At 42.4% G+C, this 21,451-nt stretch carries 12 protein-coding genes; 3 read left to right on the top strand and 9 right to left on the bottom strand.

Features of this window, described 5'->3' with window-relative positions:
* Window positions 1-8: 8 nt before the first annotated feature.
* From AB1Z56_RS00875 to AB1Z56_RS00865, 3 genes are read right to left on the bottom strand one after another with little or no spacing between them, the layout of a single operon-like run.
* Window positions 9-779 (bottom strand): ABC transporter permease, encoded by a 771-nt coding sequence (locus tag AB1Z56_RS00875; protein WP_426790806.1) that lies wholly within the window; start codon window positions 777-779, stop codon window positions 9-11.
* A complete protein-coding gene (locus AB1Z56_RS00870) occupies window positions 772-1,677 on the bottom strand; it encodes an ABC transporter ATP-binding protein (RefSeq protein WP_426790805.1) in 906 nt (301 codons plus the stop codon). The genes AB1Z56_RS00875 and AB1Z56_RS00870 overlap by 8 nt, the downstream gene beginning before the upstream one ends.
* A gap of 4 nt (window positions 1,678-1,681) precedes the next feature.
* On the bottom strand, window positions 1,682-2,953 hold the full coding sequence (locus tag AB1Z56_RS00865; protein ID WP_426790804.1) for an erythromycin esterase family protein: 1,272 nt from the start codon (window positions 2,951-2,953) through the stop codon (window positions 1,682-1,684).
* A 266-nt stretch (window positions 2,954-3,219) separates the two neighbouring features.
* On the opposite strand from AB1Z56_RS00865, the gene AB1Z56_RS00860 reads away from it, so the two are divergent.
* Window positions 3,220-4,464, top strand: a complete 1,245-nt coding sequence (locus tag AB1Z56_RS00860; RefSeq protein ID WP_426790803.1) for a glycoside hydrolase family 71/99-like protein — start codon at window positions 3,220-3,222, stop codon at window positions 4,462-4,464.
* A gap of 3 nt (window positions 4,465-4,467) precedes the next feature.
* Window positions 4,468-6,954 (top strand): glycoside hydrolase family 95 protein, encoded by a 2,487-nt coding sequence (locus AB1Z56_RS00855; protein ID WP_426790802.1) that lies wholly within the window; start codon window positions 4,468-4,470, stop codon window positions 6,952-6,954.
* A 186-nt stretch (window positions 6,955-7,140) separates the two neighbouring features.
* On the opposite strand, the gene AB1Z56_RS00850 is transcribed toward AB1Z56_RS00855, so the two are convergent.
* The 6 genes from AB1Z56_RS00850 to AB1Z56_RS00825 form a co-directional block, all read right to left on the bottom strand.
* Entirely contained in the window at window positions 7,141-9,396 is a 2,256-nt protein-coding gene (locus AB1Z56_RS00850; RefSeq protein WP_426790801.1) for a GH92 family glycosyl hydrolase, read from the bottom strand.
* 97 nt (window positions 9,397-9,493) lie between these two features.
* Window positions 9,494-10,474, bottom strand: coding sequence for a family 43 glycosylhydrolase (locus tag AB1Z56_RS00845; RefSeq protein WP_120336608.1), 981 nt, complete (start codon window positions 10,472-10,474; stop codon window positions 9,494-9,496).
* A 69-nt stretch (window positions 10,475-10,543) separates the two neighbouring features.
* Window positions 10,544-11,275 (bottom strand): DUF3823 domain-containing protein, encoded by a 732-nt coding sequence (locus tag AB1Z56_RS00840; protein ID WP_075991603.1) that lies wholly within the window; start codon window positions 11,273-11,275, stop codon window positions 10,544-10,546.
* Window positions 11,276-11,285: 10 nt separating this feature from the next.
* Window positions 11,286-13,259, bottom strand: a complete 1,974-nt coding sequence (locus tag AB1Z56_RS00835) for a RagB/SusD family nutrient uptake outer membrane protein (protein ID WP_426790800.1) — start codon at window positions 13,257-13,259, stop codon at window positions 11,286-11,288.
* An 18-nt stretch (window positions 13,260-13,277) separates the two neighbouring features.
* Entirely contained in the window at window positions 13,278-16,475 is a 3,198-nt protein-coding gene (locus AB1Z56_RS00830) for a SusC/RagA family TonB-linked outer membrane protein (protein WP_309364888.1), read from the bottom strand.
* A gap of 258 nt (window positions 16,476-16,733) precedes the next feature.
* Window positions 16,734-19,337 carry a hypothetical protein gene (locus AB1Z56_RS00825; protein ID WP_426790799.1) on the bottom strand — a complete coding sequence of 868 codons (2,604 nt, stop codon included), beginning with the start codon at window positions 19,335-19,337 and terminating at the stop codon, window positions 16,734-16,736.
* Window positions 19,338-19,599: 262 nt separating this feature from the next.
* On the opposite strand from AB1Z56_RS00825, the gene AB1Z56_RS00820 reads away from it, so the two are divergent.
* Entirely contained in the window at window positions 19,600-21,429 is a 1,830-nt protein-coding gene (locus AB1Z56_RS00820) for an alpha-1,3-galactosidase-related protein (protein ID WP_426790798.1), read from the top strand.
* Window positions 21,430-21,451 lie beyond the last annotated feature (22 nt).

Genomic DNA, 21,451 nt, shown 5'->3' with positions numbered 1-21,451 from the left:
CCTGCAAATTAAAACTGTCCTTTCCGCTTGAATAAGTAAAAACTGATCAATAGAAATATGACGAGCATCAGCATGTTGCTATAGTCTAGTCGTGCAAAGGAATCATTCTCGGATAAGATATTCATTACCGCATTATAGGCCCCTGTATAAGGGATAAAATCCGAAAAACTTTTCTGTGCGACAAGCACGGAAAAGACCAACATAAACATGCCTACTCCAATTGGGTAGATAAAACTTCTGAACAATAGGCTCAGTGCAAGCTGAATCATAGCGATAGCCGAGAGCGTAATAAAAAGTTTCAAAAACGTATAAAAGATTACGACCCTAAAATCATAATTCTGAAACCCCAGTACGGGGTAAATCAGGCTGAGCAGATAACCACTTATCAGAAATGCAGCATAAGCAAAGAGTATTGAAAACAGTAAGGTCAGCAGGATAAAGGCAGCTTTGGAAAAGAAAATATTCGATTTACTGATGGGCAGGGTAAAGAGTATTTTATAATTGTTATTCTTATACTCTACATCACAACAAGCATATACAAACAATGCGACAAGAATGGGATAGAGTAAATAAAAAAATTGAAATACATATCGACCCAATAAGACTTTCCAGGGATTGGGAATGGCACTGGCACCTCCCGAATTGACAATATCATAGATAATATAAGCACTAATCGCAAAAATGAGCAACATAGGTGCGATTAAGACTCCAAAAATTTCCCTGTTCCGAAGAAGTTTGTACTTTTCAGACAAAAAAGCAGTATAAAATGTATTAGCCATTTGCACGAGCGATTAGGTTTATAAAAATTTGTTCAAGATCAGCACTACGGGATTCCAATCCATAAATATCAATCTGCTTTTCGACCAAAGATTTGATCATAAGACCAAATTGCAGATCATCGCCGATAGTGACTACAATGTTTTCTCCTTCGATTTTAACACCAGAAAAACCGCTATTTCGTAAAACCGAAGCTGTTGCTTCGGGACTGGCTGTACGTAGGTACACTTCTCGGTCAACCTGTCCCAGCAACTCCTGTTTGGTTCCCTGGAAAATCATTTTCCCACCTTCAATGATACCAATGTGTGTCGCTATTTTTTCAAGCTCACTCAAAATATGACTCGAAAGAAAGATCGTTTTTCCCTGTTCGTTGAGATGACAAAACAAATTGCGCATTTCGACAATTCCCTGTGGATCGAGACCATTTAATGGTTCGTCCAGGATAAGCAATTGCGGATCATGAAAAATCGCCATCGCTATTCCCAGCCGCTGTTTCATCCCCATGGACAGGGCACTAGCTTTTTTCTTCCTTTCCCGATGAAGATCTACCATTTCCAATACTTCATCAATGCGTTTGTTGCCTTTTTTGTGGATGATATCCAAGTACTTTAAATTTTCAAAAACGGTCAATTTAGTATAATAGCATGGGGACTCAATCAAGTTTCCAACATTGGCATAAACACCTGTGGGATGAGCCTTTAGACTATTTCCCTGAATAAAAATCGTATCTGCCTGATCCTCCAAAAGACCTAAAAGCAATTTGATTGTTGTGGATTTTCCCGCCCCATTTCTGCCGAGATATCCATAAATACTCCTGTCTGGGACTTGTAGGCTAATATTATCCAAGATTGTTTTTGCGCCTATTTTAAAGCTAAGTTGTTGTGTTAAGATACTTTCCATGCTGTTAGCGGTAAATTGGATCTTTATTGATATCGATATAGAAAATGCCATCGATAAACTCGTGCCATTTTCTTTCTTCATCAATCCCCTGATTAATGACTGAACTAAAACGCTGTTTTAACATGCTATTGTTGGGCAACTGACGAAGATCCAAAAAGAAATAGGGTGATTTAGTGGCATGAAATACATTTTCCACTGCCAACTTACCCACTCTATCGACAACACGGCCAGTTTTATCGTATCGTCCATAGGAAGTAAAGTCCAGGCTATATACTTGAGCGCCGTATTTACGCTTTAGATAAGTCCCGAGCGGCCGATAATCTTTATTGTATGGAGCAGAAAAGCTATGGATATTGGCACACCAGACGATAATCTTTTTGCCGGCGTAAAGCGAATCGATCTGATAGGTTAGATTTTCCGCCATCAGTGAATCTCTAAAATGCATGCTCTGCATCGACCCAGTTTTATAGCGCCAGGATTTGTCAAAGTTGTTCTTCATATCAGACAGATATCGACTATAGATCAGATGCTCCGAGTCTTTTACGCCGCTGCGGATCCTACGGTTCAATTCATCCAGTTCTGCTAGAAACTGTTTTTTTTCGTTCGCATTGAGCCGTTTACTGGCAAAAGGTTCATAAGTTAGATACTCCAACCTGTTGCTATTTTTTTTCAATAACGGATATTTGGTCGAATCTATCCCATTTTTAAGCAGGAAATCTTCCAATAATTTTACGCGTATATTGGATAAGCCCCTGCCTGAAAATTGGATATCAAATCCGCCGAGGATCATTGGACGCTCTGTTGATTTTGTTTTTTTATAATACGTTAAGAGAGGCTGATTTTCCTGATTTTGCCACCAGAAATCAAATAGTCCAGTGCCACCGATCGTTTTTTCCTGCGACTTATCTATTAGGGTGTCCATCTGTGCATTCATCATCCACATATCATACTGCCCTGCCTCATATAAAACAACATCATAATCCAGATGTTCGTGGAGATAACGGATGATCCTGGCTTTCGCTTTAAAAGTTTCGCCATCATTGTGCATCATTTCGCCCAACATCAGGATTCTATTGTTTTTTAGCATAGCATCAAAAAAACTTAAATCCGAAAAATTACTATCGGTCATTAAGATACTTTTGACGTCTTGTTTATGACGATTTACTTCGGTCAATACTATCGTAGCATTGGCTACGGGCATATCATCATATACAAGTTTATTAAACGATAAGATTAGGATAATCGTTACCGCAAGTGCGCATAGAACACTTCTCATTTACCTTATTTTATATAATTCATAATTGATCTATCTACTGCGTATCACGCTAAAGTAGGATATATTTTAACATAAGATGATCATTTTTTCTTTTTCCATAAAAAATTACACAAAAAAATTAGAAATATAACATGACAATAAAAAAGCGGTTAATCGATATATTCAAATGCGGAAAAATGATCGATTCACAGGGTATTAATACTTTATTAATGGACTGTTAATTGGGTTAATCGATATTTAGCGGGATAACTTAATTATAAATCGATATGATAGCTAAAACGCTCCAATTCCATCTTCTTGGCATCTGCCTATTTTTTTCTGTAGGCTTGCTATTCGCACAAAAACAATACGACTCCTATAGCGGCCTTGTTATGGCCGGCTACCAAGGCTGGTTCAATAGCCCTACCGATGGTGCAGACCGCGGATGGTACCATTACCGTGGAAAAAACGGATTCCAACCTGGTTCTACGAATATCGATTTTTGGCCCGACGTCAGCGCCTATCAAAACACCTATGATAGTCCTTTTATGACAAAAGAAGGCAAGCCCGCTAAGCTTTATAGCGCACATGATTATTCTTCCGTCAACCTCCATTTCAAATGGATGCAACAATATGGAATCGATGGCGTATTTATGCAACGATTCGTGGGTGAGATCGCTAACCCCAGTGGTCGCAACCACTTCAACACAGTGTTGACTTCGGCTATTCGTTCAGCCAATGAATTTGACCGTGCAATCTGCGTCATGTACGACCTTAGCGGAATTAAAGATGGTGACGACAAAATCCTAATGGACGATGTAGCTGCCCTTGAAAAAGAATGGAACCTCAAAAAGCGTGATCGCGCCAAAACCTATCTTTTTCATCATAGCAAACCACTGATTGCCGTTTGGGGTATCGGATTTAACGACGGTCGCAAATATAATCTCAAAACAGCCGAACGTATTGTCAATTACCTCAAACAAAACGGCTATAGCGTGCTTCTTGGCGTACCGACTTATTGGCGTGAATTACGCCAGGACACCGAATCCGATCCATTTTTGCATGAACTCATCAAAAAATCAGATATCATTATGCCTTGGTTTGTTGGTCGATATAATCAGGCCGGATTCGATCAGTTCAAATCCTTAATCAAAGATGATATGGACTGGTGCAAACAACATCAAATCGATTATGCTCCACTTTGCTTCCCAGGATTCTCCTGGACTAACATGACGGGTAGCTCCCGTGCTTTTGTCCCACGTGATTCCGGAAATTTCCTCTGGAAACAATTACAGTATAACCTTTCAATTGGTGCCCAAATGCTCTACATCGCCATGTTTGATGAAGTCGACGAAGGTACCGCCATATTCAAGACACTGCATCAAAAAGATGTCCCACTTAATGGAACAGGCTCATTTGTCGGTATTGAAGATAATCTTCCAAATGATCATTACCTTTGGTTAACCGGACAGGCAAGCAAATACCTAAAAACCAAAACCTCAGCACCTGTCAAACAACCAAAAAGAAACTAAAAGATGAAAATAAAAACGTTCCTATACTGCGCACTGCTACTGATGGGCAACACAACAATTAAGGCACAGCAGTCCACTAAAATAATAGATGCCCCAGCTAGTCAGCGGCAACGTAAGATCACGCAATTCTGGACAGACCGCACACAGATTCAATCGGCTGCAAGTCTTTCCGCAGGCCCTTTAACGTTATCCTATGCACGCCCCGCAGGAGTTTGGGAGGAAGCTCTACCGCTCGGTAACGGTCAGCTCGGTGCTATGGTTTTTGGTGGTGTCGCCGATGAGCGAGTTCAACTAAACGAAAGTACACTTTGGGCAGGACATCCACAGGATCCCAATAATCCCAAGGGGAAAATATATCTACCCCGCATACAACAGCTTCTTTTTGAAGGTAAAAATAAAGAAGCAATCGACCTTGCAGACACAACTTTGATGGGCTTACCCAAAAACATCAAACCCTATCAGTCGCTTGGCGAACTATGGTTTGATATGCCCCATCTTAAAGCTGAACAGTATACGCGCTCGCTTGATCTTGAGCGTGCATTGCAACAAACAAGCTATGTGTATAATGGTGTCAAGTTCTTTCGCGAGTCATTCATTTCAGCACCTGCCAACGCAATGGTCATGCATTATACAGCAAACAAGAAACAGGCACTCGATTTAAACTTCACCTGGAAAAGAGCCCAAGATTTCAGTTGCACCGCTGATCCGACAGATCCCACACAATTGCTACTTGAGGGTCAGATTGGCCGATCTGCTCCTGCCCATGAGCGCGGAACAAAGTTTGCCGCAATTGCAAAAGTAATCCTTAAAGGCGGCAAGCTTATCAATGCCGACGGGCGCATAGCGATTACCGGAGCAGATGAGATTACCATCATCATCACCGCTGCTACGGATTATCCCGGATTAAAACATATCGCCTATCCCCAAAACCCGGTGGATATTGATCCGCTTGCAAGCTGTCGAAAGTTAATCAGTGGCCTGAACAAACAGCATTATGAACAGTTAAAACAAGCTCATATAGAAGATTACCAACAGTATTTCAATCGGGTCAAGTTGAATCTTCCAGATCCAGGACAAGATAAACTCGCAAAACTACCAACTGATTCACTCATTCGGTTAACAAAAGAATTACAAAAGGTACCTAATACCTTAGTCAACAAATTCTTTCAGTTTGGTCGTTACCTTTTAATCAGCAGTTCACGCCCAGGACATATGCCGGCAAATTTGCAGGGCTTATGGGCTTGGCAGATGGATCCACCTTGGAATGCTGATTTTCATACCAATATTAATTTGCAAATGAACTATTGGCCTGCCGAGGTAACCAATCTTTCTGAATTGCATAAACCCCTATTTGATCTGACGAAGGCATTAATCCCTTTTGGTGAGCGTACCGCGAGCAAGCTCTATAGAGCCAAAGGCTGGGTGGTACATCATCTCACCGATGCCTGGGGTTACACAGCTCCAGCCGATGGCGTACAGGGCATTTGGCCCATGGGATCGGCCTGGATGGCACAACACCCTTGGGAACATTATAACTATACTGGCGACAGAGAATTTTTAAAAGTCCAGGCTTATCCTATTATGAAGGGAGCGGCTGAATTTATTTTGGATTTTATGGTCAAAATCCCGGAAGGTAAATCATTTGCCGGTTATTGGACCACCAACCCTTCACATTCCCCTGAGAATAGTTTTGTCCTACCATCGGGTGAAGTTTCCAGTTTTACTTACGGTGCTACGATGGATACACAGATTATCCGCGACCTCCTCCAAAACTGTGTTGAAGCCACAAAGGTCTTAGATTGCGATCCTGATTTCAGACAACGCTGCCAAGCTGCCTTAACCAAACTTATTCCAACACAAATCAGCAAAGAAACAGGCCGCATTATGGAATGGATCGAAGATTACAAGGAGACTGAGGTAAATCATAGGCATACGTCACATTTATTTGGTTTGCATCCGAGCAACCAGATTTCAATCGTTAATACACCCGAACTAGCCGAAGCAGCAAAAAAGACGCTATTAAGTCGTGGCGATCATGGTACTGGTTGGAGCTTGGCCTGGAAAATCAATATGTGGAATAGATTGCATGACGGAGAACATGCCTACCGCTTATTGTATAACCTGATCAGTGATAAGACACTCCCCAATCTGTTCGATAATCACCCACCTTTCCAAATTGACGGGAACTTTGGCGCGACCGCAGCAATTGCCGAAATGCTGCTGCAAAGCCAGGTCAGGGACAAAAACAACAATTACCTCATCGAACTGCTACCCGCTTTAAGCCACAACATGGATCAGGGAAGCGTAACCGGACTTAAAGCAAGAGGAAATCGCACGGTGAATATACAGTGGGAAAACGGTAAGCTTAAGAAAGCCGAAATCCTACCAAGCAGTAATGGTCCAGTCTGTATCAGCTATGCAGGTAAACAGATCGAACGGAATGGAAAAAAAGGTACAGCAGTCTTGATTACCCCCGATATGTTTCAATAAGGGAGCATCCATATTTGAGCTGCTTATAAAAGTTTTGGTTATTCGATTTAAAACAAGGCAAATATCCTACCGCGTATAGACAATAGGACAAAGCTATCCATAAACAAAAGCGCTGTTGATCATCGATCAACAGCGCTTTTTACTTTTTTTACTTTCTGGCATACTCATGCTGGTAAGCAAGCTTTGTTAGTTCCCCCAATTTCGATTTGCTCTGTCCCCCATCACAAATTCCAGTGTGCCACCTTTCAGCACATCGGCATGGGTCAGCTGTGGAACGTTCAGCGGCTGCCCATTTAATTTCGCCGATTGAATGTATTTGTTTTTTGCAGATGCATTCTTGCCAATAATTACAAAAGACTTGCCATTCGGAAGCTGTATACTCACTTTCTGAAAAAATGGAGATCCGATGCTGTAGGAGGTCAGACCTGGAGTTACAGGATAGAAGCCCATTTGGGAAAAGACCACAAAAGCTGACATCCCTCCACCGTCTTCATCACCCGGTACCCCCATTAGATCGTTTCTAAACCACTCGCCGATCAGTTTATGTATCCGTTTCTGTGTCATCCAAGGTTGTCCGGCGTAATTGTAGAGATAAGGAATATGCAAAGCCGGTTCGTTCGCCATAGAAAATTGTCCAACATTACCTGTATGATCTGGAAGCTGTGCATAAAAATCAAATTTCGACCGACCCAAAGGCTGCTGAAACATCTCATCGAGGTACTTGACAAACAATTCATTTCCCCCCATCAATTTGATCAGATCCGGAATGTTGTGTTGTACATCCCAGCGATAGATCCAGGCATTGTTTTCACCATAATACTCCCGTGCTCCCTGTCCGCCAGAAAACACATAATCAAAAGGCATAATGAAATTTCCCTTGTCATCTTTAGGATGGAAAAATTTGGTCTGTTCGTTGAAAAGATTTCTATAATTGAAAGATTGCTTCATAAAGAGATCATAATCAGACTGAATACCCAATTCTTGAGCAAGCTGTGCCAAGCACCATAAGTCGTAAGAGGTACCCAAGGTTACAGCGACCGGTTGTCTCCGTTCAAAACCGTTTACCTCTGGTATCGTTTCTTTTTCATCTGGATATAATGCTGGAATATAGCCTTTCTCCTTAAAAAATTCGTCTAATTTCCCCGCGGCTTTACCCGACCAAGGAGCTAGTGTCTTTTCTGTAATCGCACCTTTTGCTGCCAGATAGGCTTTCTTGATATCAAAATTACGCACTCCTTTGCGGTAAGCATCCAACAAAGTTGCTACACCATGATTGGAATTCATCCGTCTACTATCACCGGTAATCTCAGGGAAAGTAGGCAACCAAGGCTGCTCCATTTGTTCAGACATCCGGACAAAAGAATTGAGGATCATTGACTCTGTCGTAGGATCAAGCAAAACCCGCAAAGGGTGATGCGCCCGGTAGGAGTCCCAGATCCAGTCATCGGTAAAAAAAGGTTTGCCCTCGTCCTGATGTACCTTACCGTCGAACGCACTGTAATAACGTCCATCCTCAGAAATATTGACTGGACGTTCGTAGGTGCGATATAAGGAGGTATAAAACACATGTTTATTGGACTCATTGTCGCCTTCCACAGCAATTTTACCTAAAGCGTCGTTCCATATTTTACGTCCTTTTTCGGCAAGCTTCTTTTGGTCAAAGTCGCTGATTTCACGCTTCAAATTGGCTTTTGCTTGTGCCGCATCAATAAATGAAACGCCATATTTCATACGTAAGCTAGCCCCTGCTTGATTAAACTCCAGTACCAGACAAGAATTCTTACCAGCAGCGTCCGTGGCATTTTCGAGTTGTTGCCCTTGCAGTCGCTTTACAGCAACAGGTTTGGATTCGGAAACGGCATAAATATACACATGCGTGCCATTACCAATATCCTGCATACCCGAAAGTCCCTGTCCGTCCCATTGAAGTTTCCCCTCCTGTGAGTTGAACTGAAGATATTTTGTCGAAGTTCCTGGAAAAGTAAAGGTATACATCCCCGACTGATGCGACAACGCATAGTCTACCTGAATATTCTCTTGATCCAATAACACGGAATACGCATACGGATGAATTTCCTCCTGATCGTAACTATACAATTGTACCGGTTTCAAACCGCTTGGCAATTTTACCATTGGGCTAAGGTTGAAAGCCGATCTTCCACGATGGCTAGTAACGATAAGCGGCAGACCAAACAGACGGTCTGAAGTATAGTCTCCTCGCTCAGGATAAACGCGCAAAAGGCTGTTTGGCAAATGAACCGTTGGGTAGGTTGGTACCAACAAATGGCTGATGTTTCCCATGTAAGGATTGACATAGTCAACATAATCTTTCGTCATTCTAGCTTGGGAAAAACCTTTTAGCATACTGACCGAAAGAAGAGAACAGCAACAGATTGTGCGTAACAATGTATTGGTTTTACGTTTGATATTCTTCGTTAGCATTTTAAACAATTAAGTGTTCGATGGTTTAAGGGCGAAACAATTGTTCCGCCCCTAAAGTTAATTTTTTTTGGCAACATATCGTCTTCGTGCCCATCGATTATTTGGGACCTGTCAGTAAGCCAGTCTGCTTTACCTTCTTGATACTGCCGTCCTTATTGTACTCTAAGCGGTCTACGCAAATAGAGCGAAGCCAATCGTTGAATTCGCCATTTTTTTGTGACAATTCACTGTTATGGTAAAAAGCGTACCATTTACCTTTAAACTTGACAATGGAGCCATGGTTTGTATAGCTATTCGTCGGATCCATATAGATGCCCATTGATTTCCATGGTCCCATTGGGCTATCACTTACCGCATAGCGCATGCGGTTATCCCCTTTTACTCCATCTTTCCAGTTCTCATCGTGATTATCAGAATAGGACAGATAATATTTTCCATTATACTTGTGTACCCATGAAGCTTCGTGAAAATCTTCTAAGCCTTCCATCTTTTGCAATTCACCGTCAATCTCCATCATATTGTCTTTGAGCTTACCTGCTTTACAGACACCACCTCCCCCCTGATAAAAGTAGGCCTGACCATTATCATCGATAAAGATATGCGGATCAATAAGTGCTTCGGCACCTTTTACATAGCCCTGTACCACAAAATCCTTCGCTGGTGATTTACTCGTAGCCACACCGATTTTCCAGGTCTTATTCCACTCCGTACCACTTGGATGTGGAAAATAAAAATAATAAGTACCATTTTTATAAACACAATCCGGAGCCCACATAAATCCACCTTCTTTTCTACCCCATGGTACTTGTGAGGCGCGTAATATTTCGCCATGATCGGTCCATGTTTTCATATCCGCAGTCGAAAACACATGGTACTGATCCATCAGATCGCAACCTTGGGGCGGAGCAATATCATGTGAAGCGTACACATACAGGCGGCCATCGGCCCATACCCGTGCCGAAGGGTCTGCGGTATACATATGTTTGATAAATGGATTATCTTGCGCCTGCAAGTGTGTGGCAAAAAATAATGTCATGCCCAATAGGCATCTGGAACCTGCTTTAATAAATTGTTTCATCCGAATAATTATTTAGTATTGAGTAGTAGTAGCGGGCACCAAGTCCCGCTTATTGTTTAGATTCTTTACTTAAGGTACTTTAATAACCTCCACTTCCGAATAATTGAATTTTTCGTAGGTGTCGCGCACCTTTGCACCCATCCGTACATAATAGGTGTACCCTGATTTCAATGGAATATCCTTGATCGTGTAAGTTTCCTTCCCTTCTCCGGTCTGCATATTGCCGATATTTTCCCAGTTTTGATTGATCAATGCGCGATATTCATCCTTATAATACGCATCAATACGGTTTCCAGCCCCACAGTATGGTGTCAGACTCAGGAATGGGCGAACCTCAATCACTTGCGGCAATCCACCCGTAATAGGTGCAGCAAGCGTACAGGAGATTTCCAATTTATTTTCCGCTTTTAAGGTCCACTTCACATTTTTGATCTGTAGGTAGGGCGTCACCTCAAAGTTTTGCTCTGCATTAGCACCCAGTTGGTAACCTTCGATCTTCTGTGCTGGCCAAAATGCACCACCATAGGGCTGGAGGGTATACGTTGCCTGAAAGAGTTTTGTATGGTTATACGATCCGTCCTGCTTGACGGCAATATCTTGCGGTGCGGGATTGTCACTCCAACTGGTTTCTAGCAAACGGATGCTAAATTCGCCCTGTCCGGTCAGGAAGGGTTTATTCGTTACCTTATCAATGACCTGCCCTTTCATACTCGCATTCGGGCCATCGTAATTATCTGTTTTCGAACAGGCATTTAAAAATAACAAGCCTGTCAATGCTGTAAATAAATATATCGTTCTCATTTCCGCTCAGTTAGTAAATAGGGTTCTGTGGATATAGATTAGGGTTTTTGTTCAGTTCTCCACCCGGAATAGGTTCATAGTACCATTTCTTTTCAAAGTTGAACGTCTTGTTCCAAGGTTCTTTTTCGCGAATAAAAATAAAGGAGTTGATCCGTTCACCGCCCGGAGCATATTTCAGTTCATCCAATACAAGGTAAGGCATCAGCGAATTGGGTACAAAGTTATTGAGTTCCACATCTGCAATGCGCCATCTCCGCATGTCCCACCAATGGTGATTTTCAAAGCAAAGTTCACGTTCGCGCTCCTCGCGTATAAATTGCAGATTTCCATCCAAGGGATAACCATATTTACCGGAGAGGTTTGCCGAAGCAGCTGTATAGAGATAAGGCTTGGCACCAGCACGATTACGGATCTGCGCGATGTATTGAAATGCTTCCTGTTTAAGTGCTTCATCATTTTTGATCAGGCCAAGTTCATAAGCAGCTTCTGCTTTATTTAAAAGTATCTCTGCGAGTCTAAAGACCTTCCAGGGTTGTGTACTGTTATATAACTTCACATCCTTGGTAGACATTTTATAATTAATGTATTTACGGATGTAAAATCCAGTTCGGGTATTGTTGGCATGTCCATCTTTCCACATGCCATGCTCGCCTGTTATGTTGATCTTCGTACCATTGTAATCAAACAGGCTATTTTTGGGGCCAGCCAAGATTCGATTTGACTCGCTATTTATCGCCGCAGTACCCGCGCCCATCTGCGCATCAGCAGCCTTACCGGGAAAGGTTTTATAGAGTCCACGCTGAATATCAAAACTCCGTCTTTCGGCACCTTCGCGTAATTCCATTCCCGAGAAATAAAATGTAGCCCGCTGACGAGGTTCCAAATCAGCATACAGCTGTTTACGGTCCGTATAGCGTACTGGTTTTCCACCGACATCCGTGATTGGAAGTTCACCGAATAACTCCACGACATTCAATACGGGGTATGCCGCAGACTCATTGTCACTTGAAAAGGTCGGATTGGGTAGGTGCGTGGCGTCATAGCTATGTTTAAGACGATTGTTGTGCGGTGCAGTGAGGCTATATTCCTTGATCAGAATATCCTCGGGGCTATCTAAGTCCAAAAACAAATTCACATAGTTAAGTTCCTTATCCTGGGCATTCTTATTATACAAACTGTACGGCCCTGCCAGCACTGTTGTTGCAGCATCATAAGCCTGTTTGAAGAACCATTCCGCTTCTTCCTTTTTGATACCCACCAACTGCTTGTCTGTGGCGTCGCCGGACAGATTACTATACGAGCTATATTTAGCAATGCTACCGGCATATAACATGGCGCGGGAAAGTAATGCTGCGGCCACATATTTATTGGCGCGGCCCCGCTCGCTGCTTCCAGACATCATAGAAATTGCCACCTGCAAGTCTTCATTGATAAAATGATAAACCTCAGATTCTTTATTTCTGCTAACCAAGAGCTGTTCTTTATCAGCTGTTGGATCCTGTACGTCTTTTATAATAGGTACCCCACCGTAGCGCTTAACCAAAGCAAAATAATAGAAAGCCCGTAGGAAATGGGCTTCCCCAAAGATCTGGTTGTACCCTTGCTCGGTATAATTGGCTTTGTATTTAGGTAGGCCTGCAATAAGGGTATTGACATTCCGGATGCGATCATATGGCCAGTAACCAAAGCCCTGTGCCCCAGCTACCCCCCAAAATTGTCCGGTCATCTCGCCACTCATGGCCGCAAGCGTTTCCGAATTTTGCCAATAATTGTCCCATCTAAATCCTCTTTCAGGATGATATACAAAGTCTTCTATGGGTAGATAGCTGTACATTCCAGCGACATATTTACGTGCCCCAGCCTCATTTCCAAAAAGCGCATCTTCACCTAATACCCCTAGTGGATCCAGATCCATTTTTTTACAGGATTGCATGCCCGAGCACAGAAAAAGGCCAATGATTGCTATAGCGATTGATTTTTTCATGTTTTGTTCGTTTTGAGATTAAAATTTAATGGATGCTCCAATGTTGTAGGTTTTATTGATGGGATATTTGTACACATCAATATCACCCGATGAAGAACCTCCGGCAGATCCTGGGTGCTCGGGATCGGTATATTTGAGACCTGTCCATGTCAACAGGTTATAAGCACTCGCATAGATCCTTAGATTCTTTATTTTTAATGTCTTCAACCATTGTTGCGGGAGAGAATACCCCAGTTCTAAGGTTTTCAGACGCAGATAGGAGGCATTTTGAACTGCCCGGGTTCCTTCGGCCATGGCTGAGCCAGTAGAAGGATAATATCCAGCAAGCCATTGTGTGCTTGGGTTAAATAGATCGGCACCGGCATCAACTGGTCTCCAGCGATCCAAAAACTGCGTCAAAGCACCGCCGTCAAACTGCAGTGGTCCTGCCAATACCTCACTATACTGTACATATACTTTTGCTGCCCCCTGAAAATTCATCGTCAGATCCAGACCTCGCCACGATCCGCCTACCGTAAAACCATAGTTGATCAAAGGCATGTTGTATGTTGCAATAGGATGATTGTCGGCATCGTTGATTACCCCATCACCGTTCCAGTCCTGATAGTAATAATCACCAGGCAATGTACCGCTGCTTACCAATGTTGGGTGGTTATAAATCTGTTCATAAGATCCAAACTGTCCAGCATATTCCTTGCCCCACCAGATATCTTTATAGCGATTGGAATTGCGGTTACGCCAATTGTCGTACGAATTACCCGCTTTTGATTCTACACGGTTTACAAATTGACTCTTGGTAGAAGATACCTGCGCATTGATAAAGTAACTGAAATCATTGATCTTATTACGATGGGTCAAAGAGAGCTCATAGCCAAAAGTGCGATCGCTTTCTAGATTTTCCTGCGGTAGGTTGGCGCCAACGGTACCTGGGATCAAGTCAAGGCTTGTCGCTAGAAGGCCTGAGCGATTACGGTTAAAATAATCAAAAGTCAAGCCCAGCTTGCCGTTCCATAGATCCATATCTAAACCCACGTCAGCAGTTTTGGAAGTATACCAAGTGAGATTAGGATTAGGAATTGCTGTAGGCAGGGCCCCATTCACTAGGTTTCCACCAAAGATCCACCCCGTCTCATTGGGTTCCAGTGCATAACCAACGATGGTTGAAGGGTAATTACCTGCCGAACGGTCATCCCCCAACTTACCGTATGATGCTCTTATTTTTAAGTTATTAATGAAACTGTAGTTATTTTTAATAAAGCTCTCCTCACTAATACGCCAGCCCACCGAAGCAGCTGGGAAAAATCCCCAGCGCGATTCTTTTGGAAATTTAGATGAGCCATCATAGCGGAAACTAAATTCCGCGATGTATTTGCCCAAATAATCGTAATTGAACTTGCCGACCAAACCTCGTGCTGTACGTTCGCCAATACCTTCCATATTTGCCAATTGGTTCTTGTCCTCACCGGCAAATAGATATTCCGAATTAACCATGATCTCCCGCTGTGCATAGAAGCTGTCCCATTTGTTATATTCTTCGACGAAAAGCAACAAACCGGAGACCTGATGTTTTTCGGCAAAACGACGGTTATAGTTCAACGAGAATTGCATCAGGGAATGTGTATCCGGATAAGAACTCCGTCTCACGGTCGTAGGGGCATTTTTCTCGTGTGCATTATACTTTTCCGGAGTTATAATCTGGCCGTTACCATCATAGACCGGTGGTGTATAGCTATATAAAAAATAGGATTTTTTGAAATCCGTGTTGTCACTGTACTTGAAGTCATAATTATAGGTTGCCTTCGCATTTAAGCCTTCCACAAAGGGTACTTTATAGTCTAAAGCGATAATACCGTTGAATTGCTTACGTAAAAATTTACGATAGCCAGTCTGTTTGGAGTCCGTTACCACGACCGGATTTTCGTTATCGATCATCTCAAAATTCGGATAAAGGGGATTGTCATTAACATAAATCGGCACAATAGGTCTTTGTCTCCAGGCCTGTTTGTAGACCGCCCAGATATCCGTACGTGGTTGGTTGGTCTCATCAGCATAACCGCCCAGATCCAAGGATGCTTTCAGACGATCCGTAATCTGCGCATCGATGTTGGACCGGAAATTCCAGCGGTTGTAATTGAGGCTCTTGCTTTTGTAGGCTCCCATCTGATCCATATGACCTAGGTTGAAGAAATAATTAACTTTCTTGCCGCCACCGTTGATGGAAAGATTGTGCTGGTATTGTGGTGATACTTTGTCAAATGCCGCATCGACATAATTGGATGTCTTTTTTGTGCCGTTCTGATACGCTTCAAAATCTGCTGGCCCAAAAACATTAGGCATCTTCGCCGGATAATTGCTATTAAAATCGCGACCTATCTGTTCATTTTTAAGCTGCATATAAGCTAGGGCATCTACCGTATTGGGAACATAAAGAAACTTTTGCCAGGCACGATTATAGGAATAGTTTATTTCAAAGTTTCCATCTTCATTGCTTCCCCGGCGTGTGGTCACCAAAAGAACACCATTCGCCGAGCGCACACCGTAAACAGCTGCAGAAGCATCCTTTAATACGGATACACTTTCGATTTCATTGGCATCCATGCGCGACAGATAATCTTTATCCCGGGGGATTCCGTCCACCACAATCAAAGGCTCACCCATTCCGCGAATGTCGATATTTGATTCAAACGATCCCGGTTGGCTCGACTGTTGGCTGATACGCACACCGGGCATTTTACCGGCTAACATATTGACCACATTTTCATTTTTTGTGACCGTAATTTCTTTATTGTTCACCGATGATATTGCTCCTGTTAACGAAGCCTTTTTCTGCGTACCGTAGCCCACCACAACGACCTCTTCCAAGTCTGTATTATCTTCGTTGAGCAATACATCCATGAGACGTTGCTGCCCTACGATCATTTCAGTCTTGCGGTAACCTACATAAGTGATCACGAGTTTGTCTCCCGGCGATGCGTTAATCTTGAAGCGCCCCTGACCATCAGACGATGTTGTCTGCCCGGTACGGAGGTCTGTAATGGAGGCCCCAGCGATCGGCTTATCATTTAAAGTCTGTACCTTACCCTCGACCTGCTGTTGCTGCGCGATGGTTGCCATTGGAGACAATAGCAGCAGCGAGGACAATGTCCATTGCCAAGGGTAACGACGGAGCTTGTTCCACGGCAATGGCCTTTCATTAAAAATGAAGTTTGTTTTCATGTATTGTTTTAAATTGGTTATTGAATTATGTATTAGGTTTATGTACTGACGGAAGCCCTGTTTGCTACAAACAGTCCATTACCGCTATTCCCTAGGGAAGAGTTGAAGAGAATTTTTCGCTTTCATTTGATTGGTTATTAAGTATGAAAACGAATATATTGGCGGAGGGTATAATAGAAGATTAACAGAAGATTAACAGGCACCAAAAAACATCATTAACAACTGTATATCAATATATTAAAATTTAAATATTTTTTTTTAATCTAAGCAGTCCTTAAAACTTTTGGGGTAAGCTTCACCATATAAACGAGCATAGATCTGACAGAAATTCTCATAGCACTGTAAGGCCAGGCTGTGATAGCCTAGCTGCAACAACGAACGGCATTTATGAACCATCGCTTCCTCATTGATCTCATCAAAATAGAATATCTTATTACAGATCTCAATAATCAGTTCAGCATTATCCTGTACATTCAGGTTTTCAATAAAATTGCCCAATGTTGTGAGCACCAGAATAGACATTTCACTCTTAAAGTTATCAAGCCACTCATAGTCCACTTCGAAAAGGAAGCCGCCTTTGTCGATTATATCGAGTAATTCTCTAATTTCAGTTTCTGTAAAATGTTTTTTATTGGATACCATCCTGCTGAAGCGAAGGTAATCGATATACACTGTATCCATTGGCTCTATGCACCAATAACCACTTTTTTTGGTCACCCTAAAATCGCCCAATTGTTCGAGTAGACTATTGAGCTTGGCGATGTTCACTGAGCGATTATTGCGTGCACTAGACTGGCTCTTATCGGACCAAAATAGCTCAGTCAGCTTTTCGGAGCTAATTCCTCGCTCCCATCGTACAGTATAGAGAATAAAAATCAGCAGCATTTCTTTAAGCAATGGCGAAAACTTCTTGGTGATTTCTTTTCCAGCAAGATCCACAATCTGTAGATCGCCACCGAAAAGATAGATTCCGGCGCCATGTCGGGTTTCAAATCCCTTGGCCACTTTCTCAGGTTGCGGAAGATGTACCAATTGCCCGCTCTTATCTTGTTCAGTCTCCTTCAAGGGAGCTGCTTGTAGGTGTGGCTCTCCTATTTTATCGGTTTCCATGACGGAAATAATTTGTTTTTTTTGCTTGCTTCTTTTTCGATACCACCAGATCAAGAGCGATAATCCAATTACAGCGAGGGCATAAAGGCTGTATTTAAGCAGCGCAGGCTTAGCCAAAGGCATGATACCCTGTTCAGACGGTAAAGGCGGTGCCAGCAAGGTATAAATACTCACTTTGGTAAGATCAGTTTTGTCGTCATAAAACAGGGTTACCGCAACAAAAGATTTTGACTTCGGCGCATAATACAGATCGGCGAAAGATCGAATATCGTGAAAATCGAAAGGTATAGTACTACCCAGAAATTGATACTGTGTATTTTTCAGATTACTTGCTACCAGCTGCAAATGTGTTTTGAATTTATTGTTTGGGAAGATCAATCCGTAGAATAGACCACTGTTGTCATCTACGACCAAACTATTGGCCCATACCATATCTGAGAATACTGACGAGAATTCGTACAACTTAAGCGCTTTCCGTCCTTGAAAATCAAGCTTAAGAAAATCATTGGAAATCCGGGGATTCAACATTTGATCACCACTAGAACTACCATAGCCGCCAGCTAAGTAAACGCCATCCCTACCCTGCCCCATTCCGGCCAGGTAATGCGGAAATATCTCATCACCTGCAAACGGAATGCTATCCCAAGATTGTGTCGGCAAATGATAACGCAATACGCCCGCTTTGTATTTAAAATGTCCATAGCCTCCGATCATATAGATACTCGTGTCGGACGAACTAAAATATTTATTGAACAGCCAATAGTTTGTGCCTACTGCGGGAAAATCAAATTGTTTATTCCATGTTCGACTGGTGGAATCATAAGCTGTGACAATTTTTTGGTCGATGGAGATATTCAAGACGCTCTTTTTGATCGGATCAAAAAGCGATTGGCTGCCATTGACGAGTAAGAGCTTCCCATCCGCATATTCTTGGGATCTTACTTCATTGCCGCCAACCTTTCCGATCATAAGACGCTTTGTACCAACAAAAAATACGGTCTCATCGTTCTTGTCGAAAGCCACACTTGCCTGCCCTTCCAAGGAAAAAGAAGATTGCATTTTCCATTCACTGCGTTGCCGCTTAATCCAAATGGGATTATTGATTTCAGCCGTATTTTTTCGCTGCGCATCCAAACTCTTTGTTCCTATGGATTCATCCAGTGGCCAATAGAATTTAGGTTTATCGTTTTCTCCTATTCGAATATCCTTTAAACGCATCGGCGGCACATCCATAGCCTGGAAGTTTTTGATCGCGGTCGCCCCGAATACCAGTTTAAATTGAGATGCAAAACGTCTTTTTAACGGATAGGCATAACGCTTTCCACTACATACAAACGAGATCTGCTGTCGATCTGCATCCAGTTCCAGCCGCATAGGAGTCCAGTTATAATACAGTTGCAAAGGTGTAATATTGAAGGAGACAGGTGTAAAATCCTCCCCCACGACCAATTTAAAATGCTTGTCCTGATCTAGTCTCCGGTCATATATCAGATCAATATTGACCCCATCGTCAGTAATCAGGCGAAAAATATAGCCGAAATAGTCTTGCTGGAACGGCAAAAAAGAAAGATCAAAGGAAATGGATAGTTTGTGCTGGAATGAAATGGATTCCTTAGCCCCTATCTGCAGGCTCGTCCGCTTGTCTGCCTCCATATTATGGCTGGCAAACTCCAATCCATATTGTGCTGATCCAATCTGATAGATTAGTATAAACAACAAAAACAGAAAAAGATGTCTTGATTTTTTCTTCACAATTTAGATTAAGCCTGATTTCAAAAATATAAAATTTTAGATAGAAATCTAAAATTTCTATCACTATTGCCTGCCAATTCCCGAGACGATTTACAGCGTAGAGCTTACAATCCAAAATCCTACAATTCCTAGTTTCAGGCGCGTAAAAATATCGCTACGCTTAACACCATCATTGGGATATTAAGGGATATTACCTATCTTCGACAAGCCTAATCCGACAAGAAAAAGCAAGCATAAACCAATTCATTCTAATGTGTTCATCATGAATCTCTTAAAATCCTGCCTCCTTATCATTATCTCTATTTTTTTTCATATACACAGCCAGGCACAGCTTACTCCAAAGATCATTGATCTGTCAAACTATGGTGTGCTTCCAAATACAGGCACCAATAGTACTCCATCAGTCAATAAGGCCATTCAATCCATTCTCGGCAAAACCAATAAACAACAGTCTATTGTCTTAAAATTCAAAAAGGGACGTTATGACTTCCACCCTGAAGGTGCATTGACCAGGACGTATTATATCTCCAATCACGATCAGGACAATCCCAAGACTGTAGGTATGGCATTCGAGCAATGTGACAATATGACGATCGACGGACAAGGCTCCGATTTTATTTATCATGGCAGGATGCTGCCGATTGCATTGATAGAAAGCAAAAATTTAACTCTGAAAAATATCCATATTGATTTTGAGCGCCCTCAGATCTGTCAGGTTAAGATCCTACAAAACGATACGATCAACGGTACAATAACCTATCAAACCGCCCCTTGGGTAACTTATAAAATCAAGGACAGCACCTTTTACAATACCGGCGAAGGTTGGGAACTCAAGCCAACATCTGGCATTGCCTTCGAAGAAAAAACCAAACGCATTGTCTATAATACAAGTGATATTCGCGTGGGCACAGCCAAAGTCAAGGAACTTTCTCCAGGAATCATACAAGCCCAGCAATGGAAGAACAGCAAGCTTATACCGGGTACCGTCGTTGCCATGCGCGCTGGATTTCGTCCCAATCCGGGCATATTTGTTCATAAAGGAAAAAATATACGGCTTGAAAATATCTCCGTCCATTACGCCGAAGGCATGGGTTTGCTAGCTCAATTAACGGACAACATCACCTTAGAAGGTTTCCGAATTGCACTTCGCAACGATCAAGATCCGCGCTATTTTACAGCTCAGGCAGATGCAACGCATTTTTCGGGTTGCAAGGGAGTTATTGTATCGAAAAACGGACTCTACGAAAATATGATGGATGATGCCATCAATATACACGGTACTTACCTCAAAATTACCAAACGACTGGACGACAAAACCTTGATCGGTCGTTATATGCACGATCAGTCGTATGGTTTTGACTGGGGTTATAGCGGTGATACCGTCCAGTTTATACGATCAAAGACGATGGAACTCTGGGACCAGAAAAATAAGATCCAATCCATCACCGTCCTACGCGATAAGGCCACAGACCCTACCCGCGAATTCAAGATTACGTTAAGCAAACCGCTGGACCCTGCTATTGATCCGGCAAAAATGGATATTGGCATCGAAAATCTTACCTGGACACCAAGCGTTGTATTCAGCGGCAATACCATACGTCATAACAGGGCACGTGGTGCTTTATTCAGCACGCCAAAAAAGACCCTTGTAGAAAACAATCTTTTTGATCATACTTCGGGTACCGCCATTCTCCTTTGCGGTGATGCCAACGGCTGGTATGAAACTGGCAGCTGTCACGATATTCGCATCCGTAACAATACGTTTATCAATGCCTTGACCAATATGTTCCAATTTACCAATGCGATTATATCGATCTATCCTGAAATTCCGGATTTAAAAAACCAGCAAAAATACTTCCATAGCCATATCATTATTGAAGACAATCTCTTCGAAACTTTCGACAAGCCCATTCTCTATGCGAAGTCTGTGGATGGATTGGTGTTTCGCAACAATAGGATCAAAACCAACCAGGAATATCCAGCTTTTCATTGGAACAAAAGGCCCCTATTTTTTGAACGTGTCGCAAATAGCGTTATTTCAAACAATACGATAAATGGCAAACAAAGTGATTTACAAACGTTGGATCAATAGCAAATCCCGATATTCAAACTAT

Origin of the sequence: Sphingobacterium sp. WOUb80 (genome assembly GCF_050058145.1) — a bacterium.
Taxonomy (GTDB): domain Bacteria; phylum Bacteroidota; class Bacteroidia; order Sphingobacteriales; family Sphingobacteriaceae; genus Sphingobacterium.
This window is presented reverse-complemented; position numbering and strand designations above follow the sequence as displayed.

Excerpts from the sequence above, each read along its gene's own strand:
- AB1Z56_RS00875 (WP_426790806.1), bottom strand. The coding sequence starts at position 779 with ATGGCTAATACATTTTATACTGCTTTTTTGTCTGAAAAGTACAAACTT.
- AB1Z56_RS00870 (WP_426790805.1), bottom strand. The coding sequence starts at position 1,677 with ATGGAAAGTATCTTAACACAACAACTTAGCTTTAAAATAGGCGCAAAA.
- AB1Z56_RS00865 (WP_426790804.1), bottom strand. The coding sequence starts at position 2,953 with ATGAGAAGTGTTCTATGCGCACTTGCGGTAACGATTATCCTAATCTTA.
- AB1Z56_RS00860 (WP_426790803.1), top strand. The coding sequence starts at position 3,220 with ATGATAGCTAAAACGCTCCAATTCCATCTTCTTGGCATCTGCCTATTT.
- AB1Z56_RS00855 (WP_426790802.1), top strand. The coding sequence starts at position 4,468 with ATGAAAATAAAAACGTTCCTATACTGCGCACTGCTACTGATGGGCAAC.
- AB1Z56_RS00850 (WP_426790801.1), bottom strand. The coding sequence starts at position 9,396 with ATGCTAACGAAGAATATCAAACGTAAAACCAATACATTGTTACGCACA.
- AB1Z56_RS00845 (WP_120336608.1), bottom strand. The coding sequence starts at position 10,474 with ATGAAACAATTTATTAAAGCAGGTTCCAGATGCCTATTGGGCATGACA.
- AB1Z56_RS00840 (WP_075991603.1), bottom strand. The coding sequence starts at position 11,275 with ATGAGAACGATATATTTATTTACAGCATTGACAGGCTTGTTATTTTTA.
- AB1Z56_RS00835 (WP_426790800.1), bottom strand. The coding sequence starts at position 13,259 with ATGAAAAAATCAATCGCTATAGCAATCATTGGCCTTTTTCTGTGCTCG.
- AB1Z56_RS00830 (WP_309364888.1), bottom strand. The coding sequence starts at position 16,475 with ATGAAAACAAACTTCATTTTTAATGAAAGGCCATTGCCGTGGAACAAG.
- AB1Z56_RS00820 (WP_426790798.1), top strand. The coding sequence starts at position 19,600 with ATGAATCTCTTAAAATCCTGCCTCCTTATCATTATCTCTATTTTTTTT.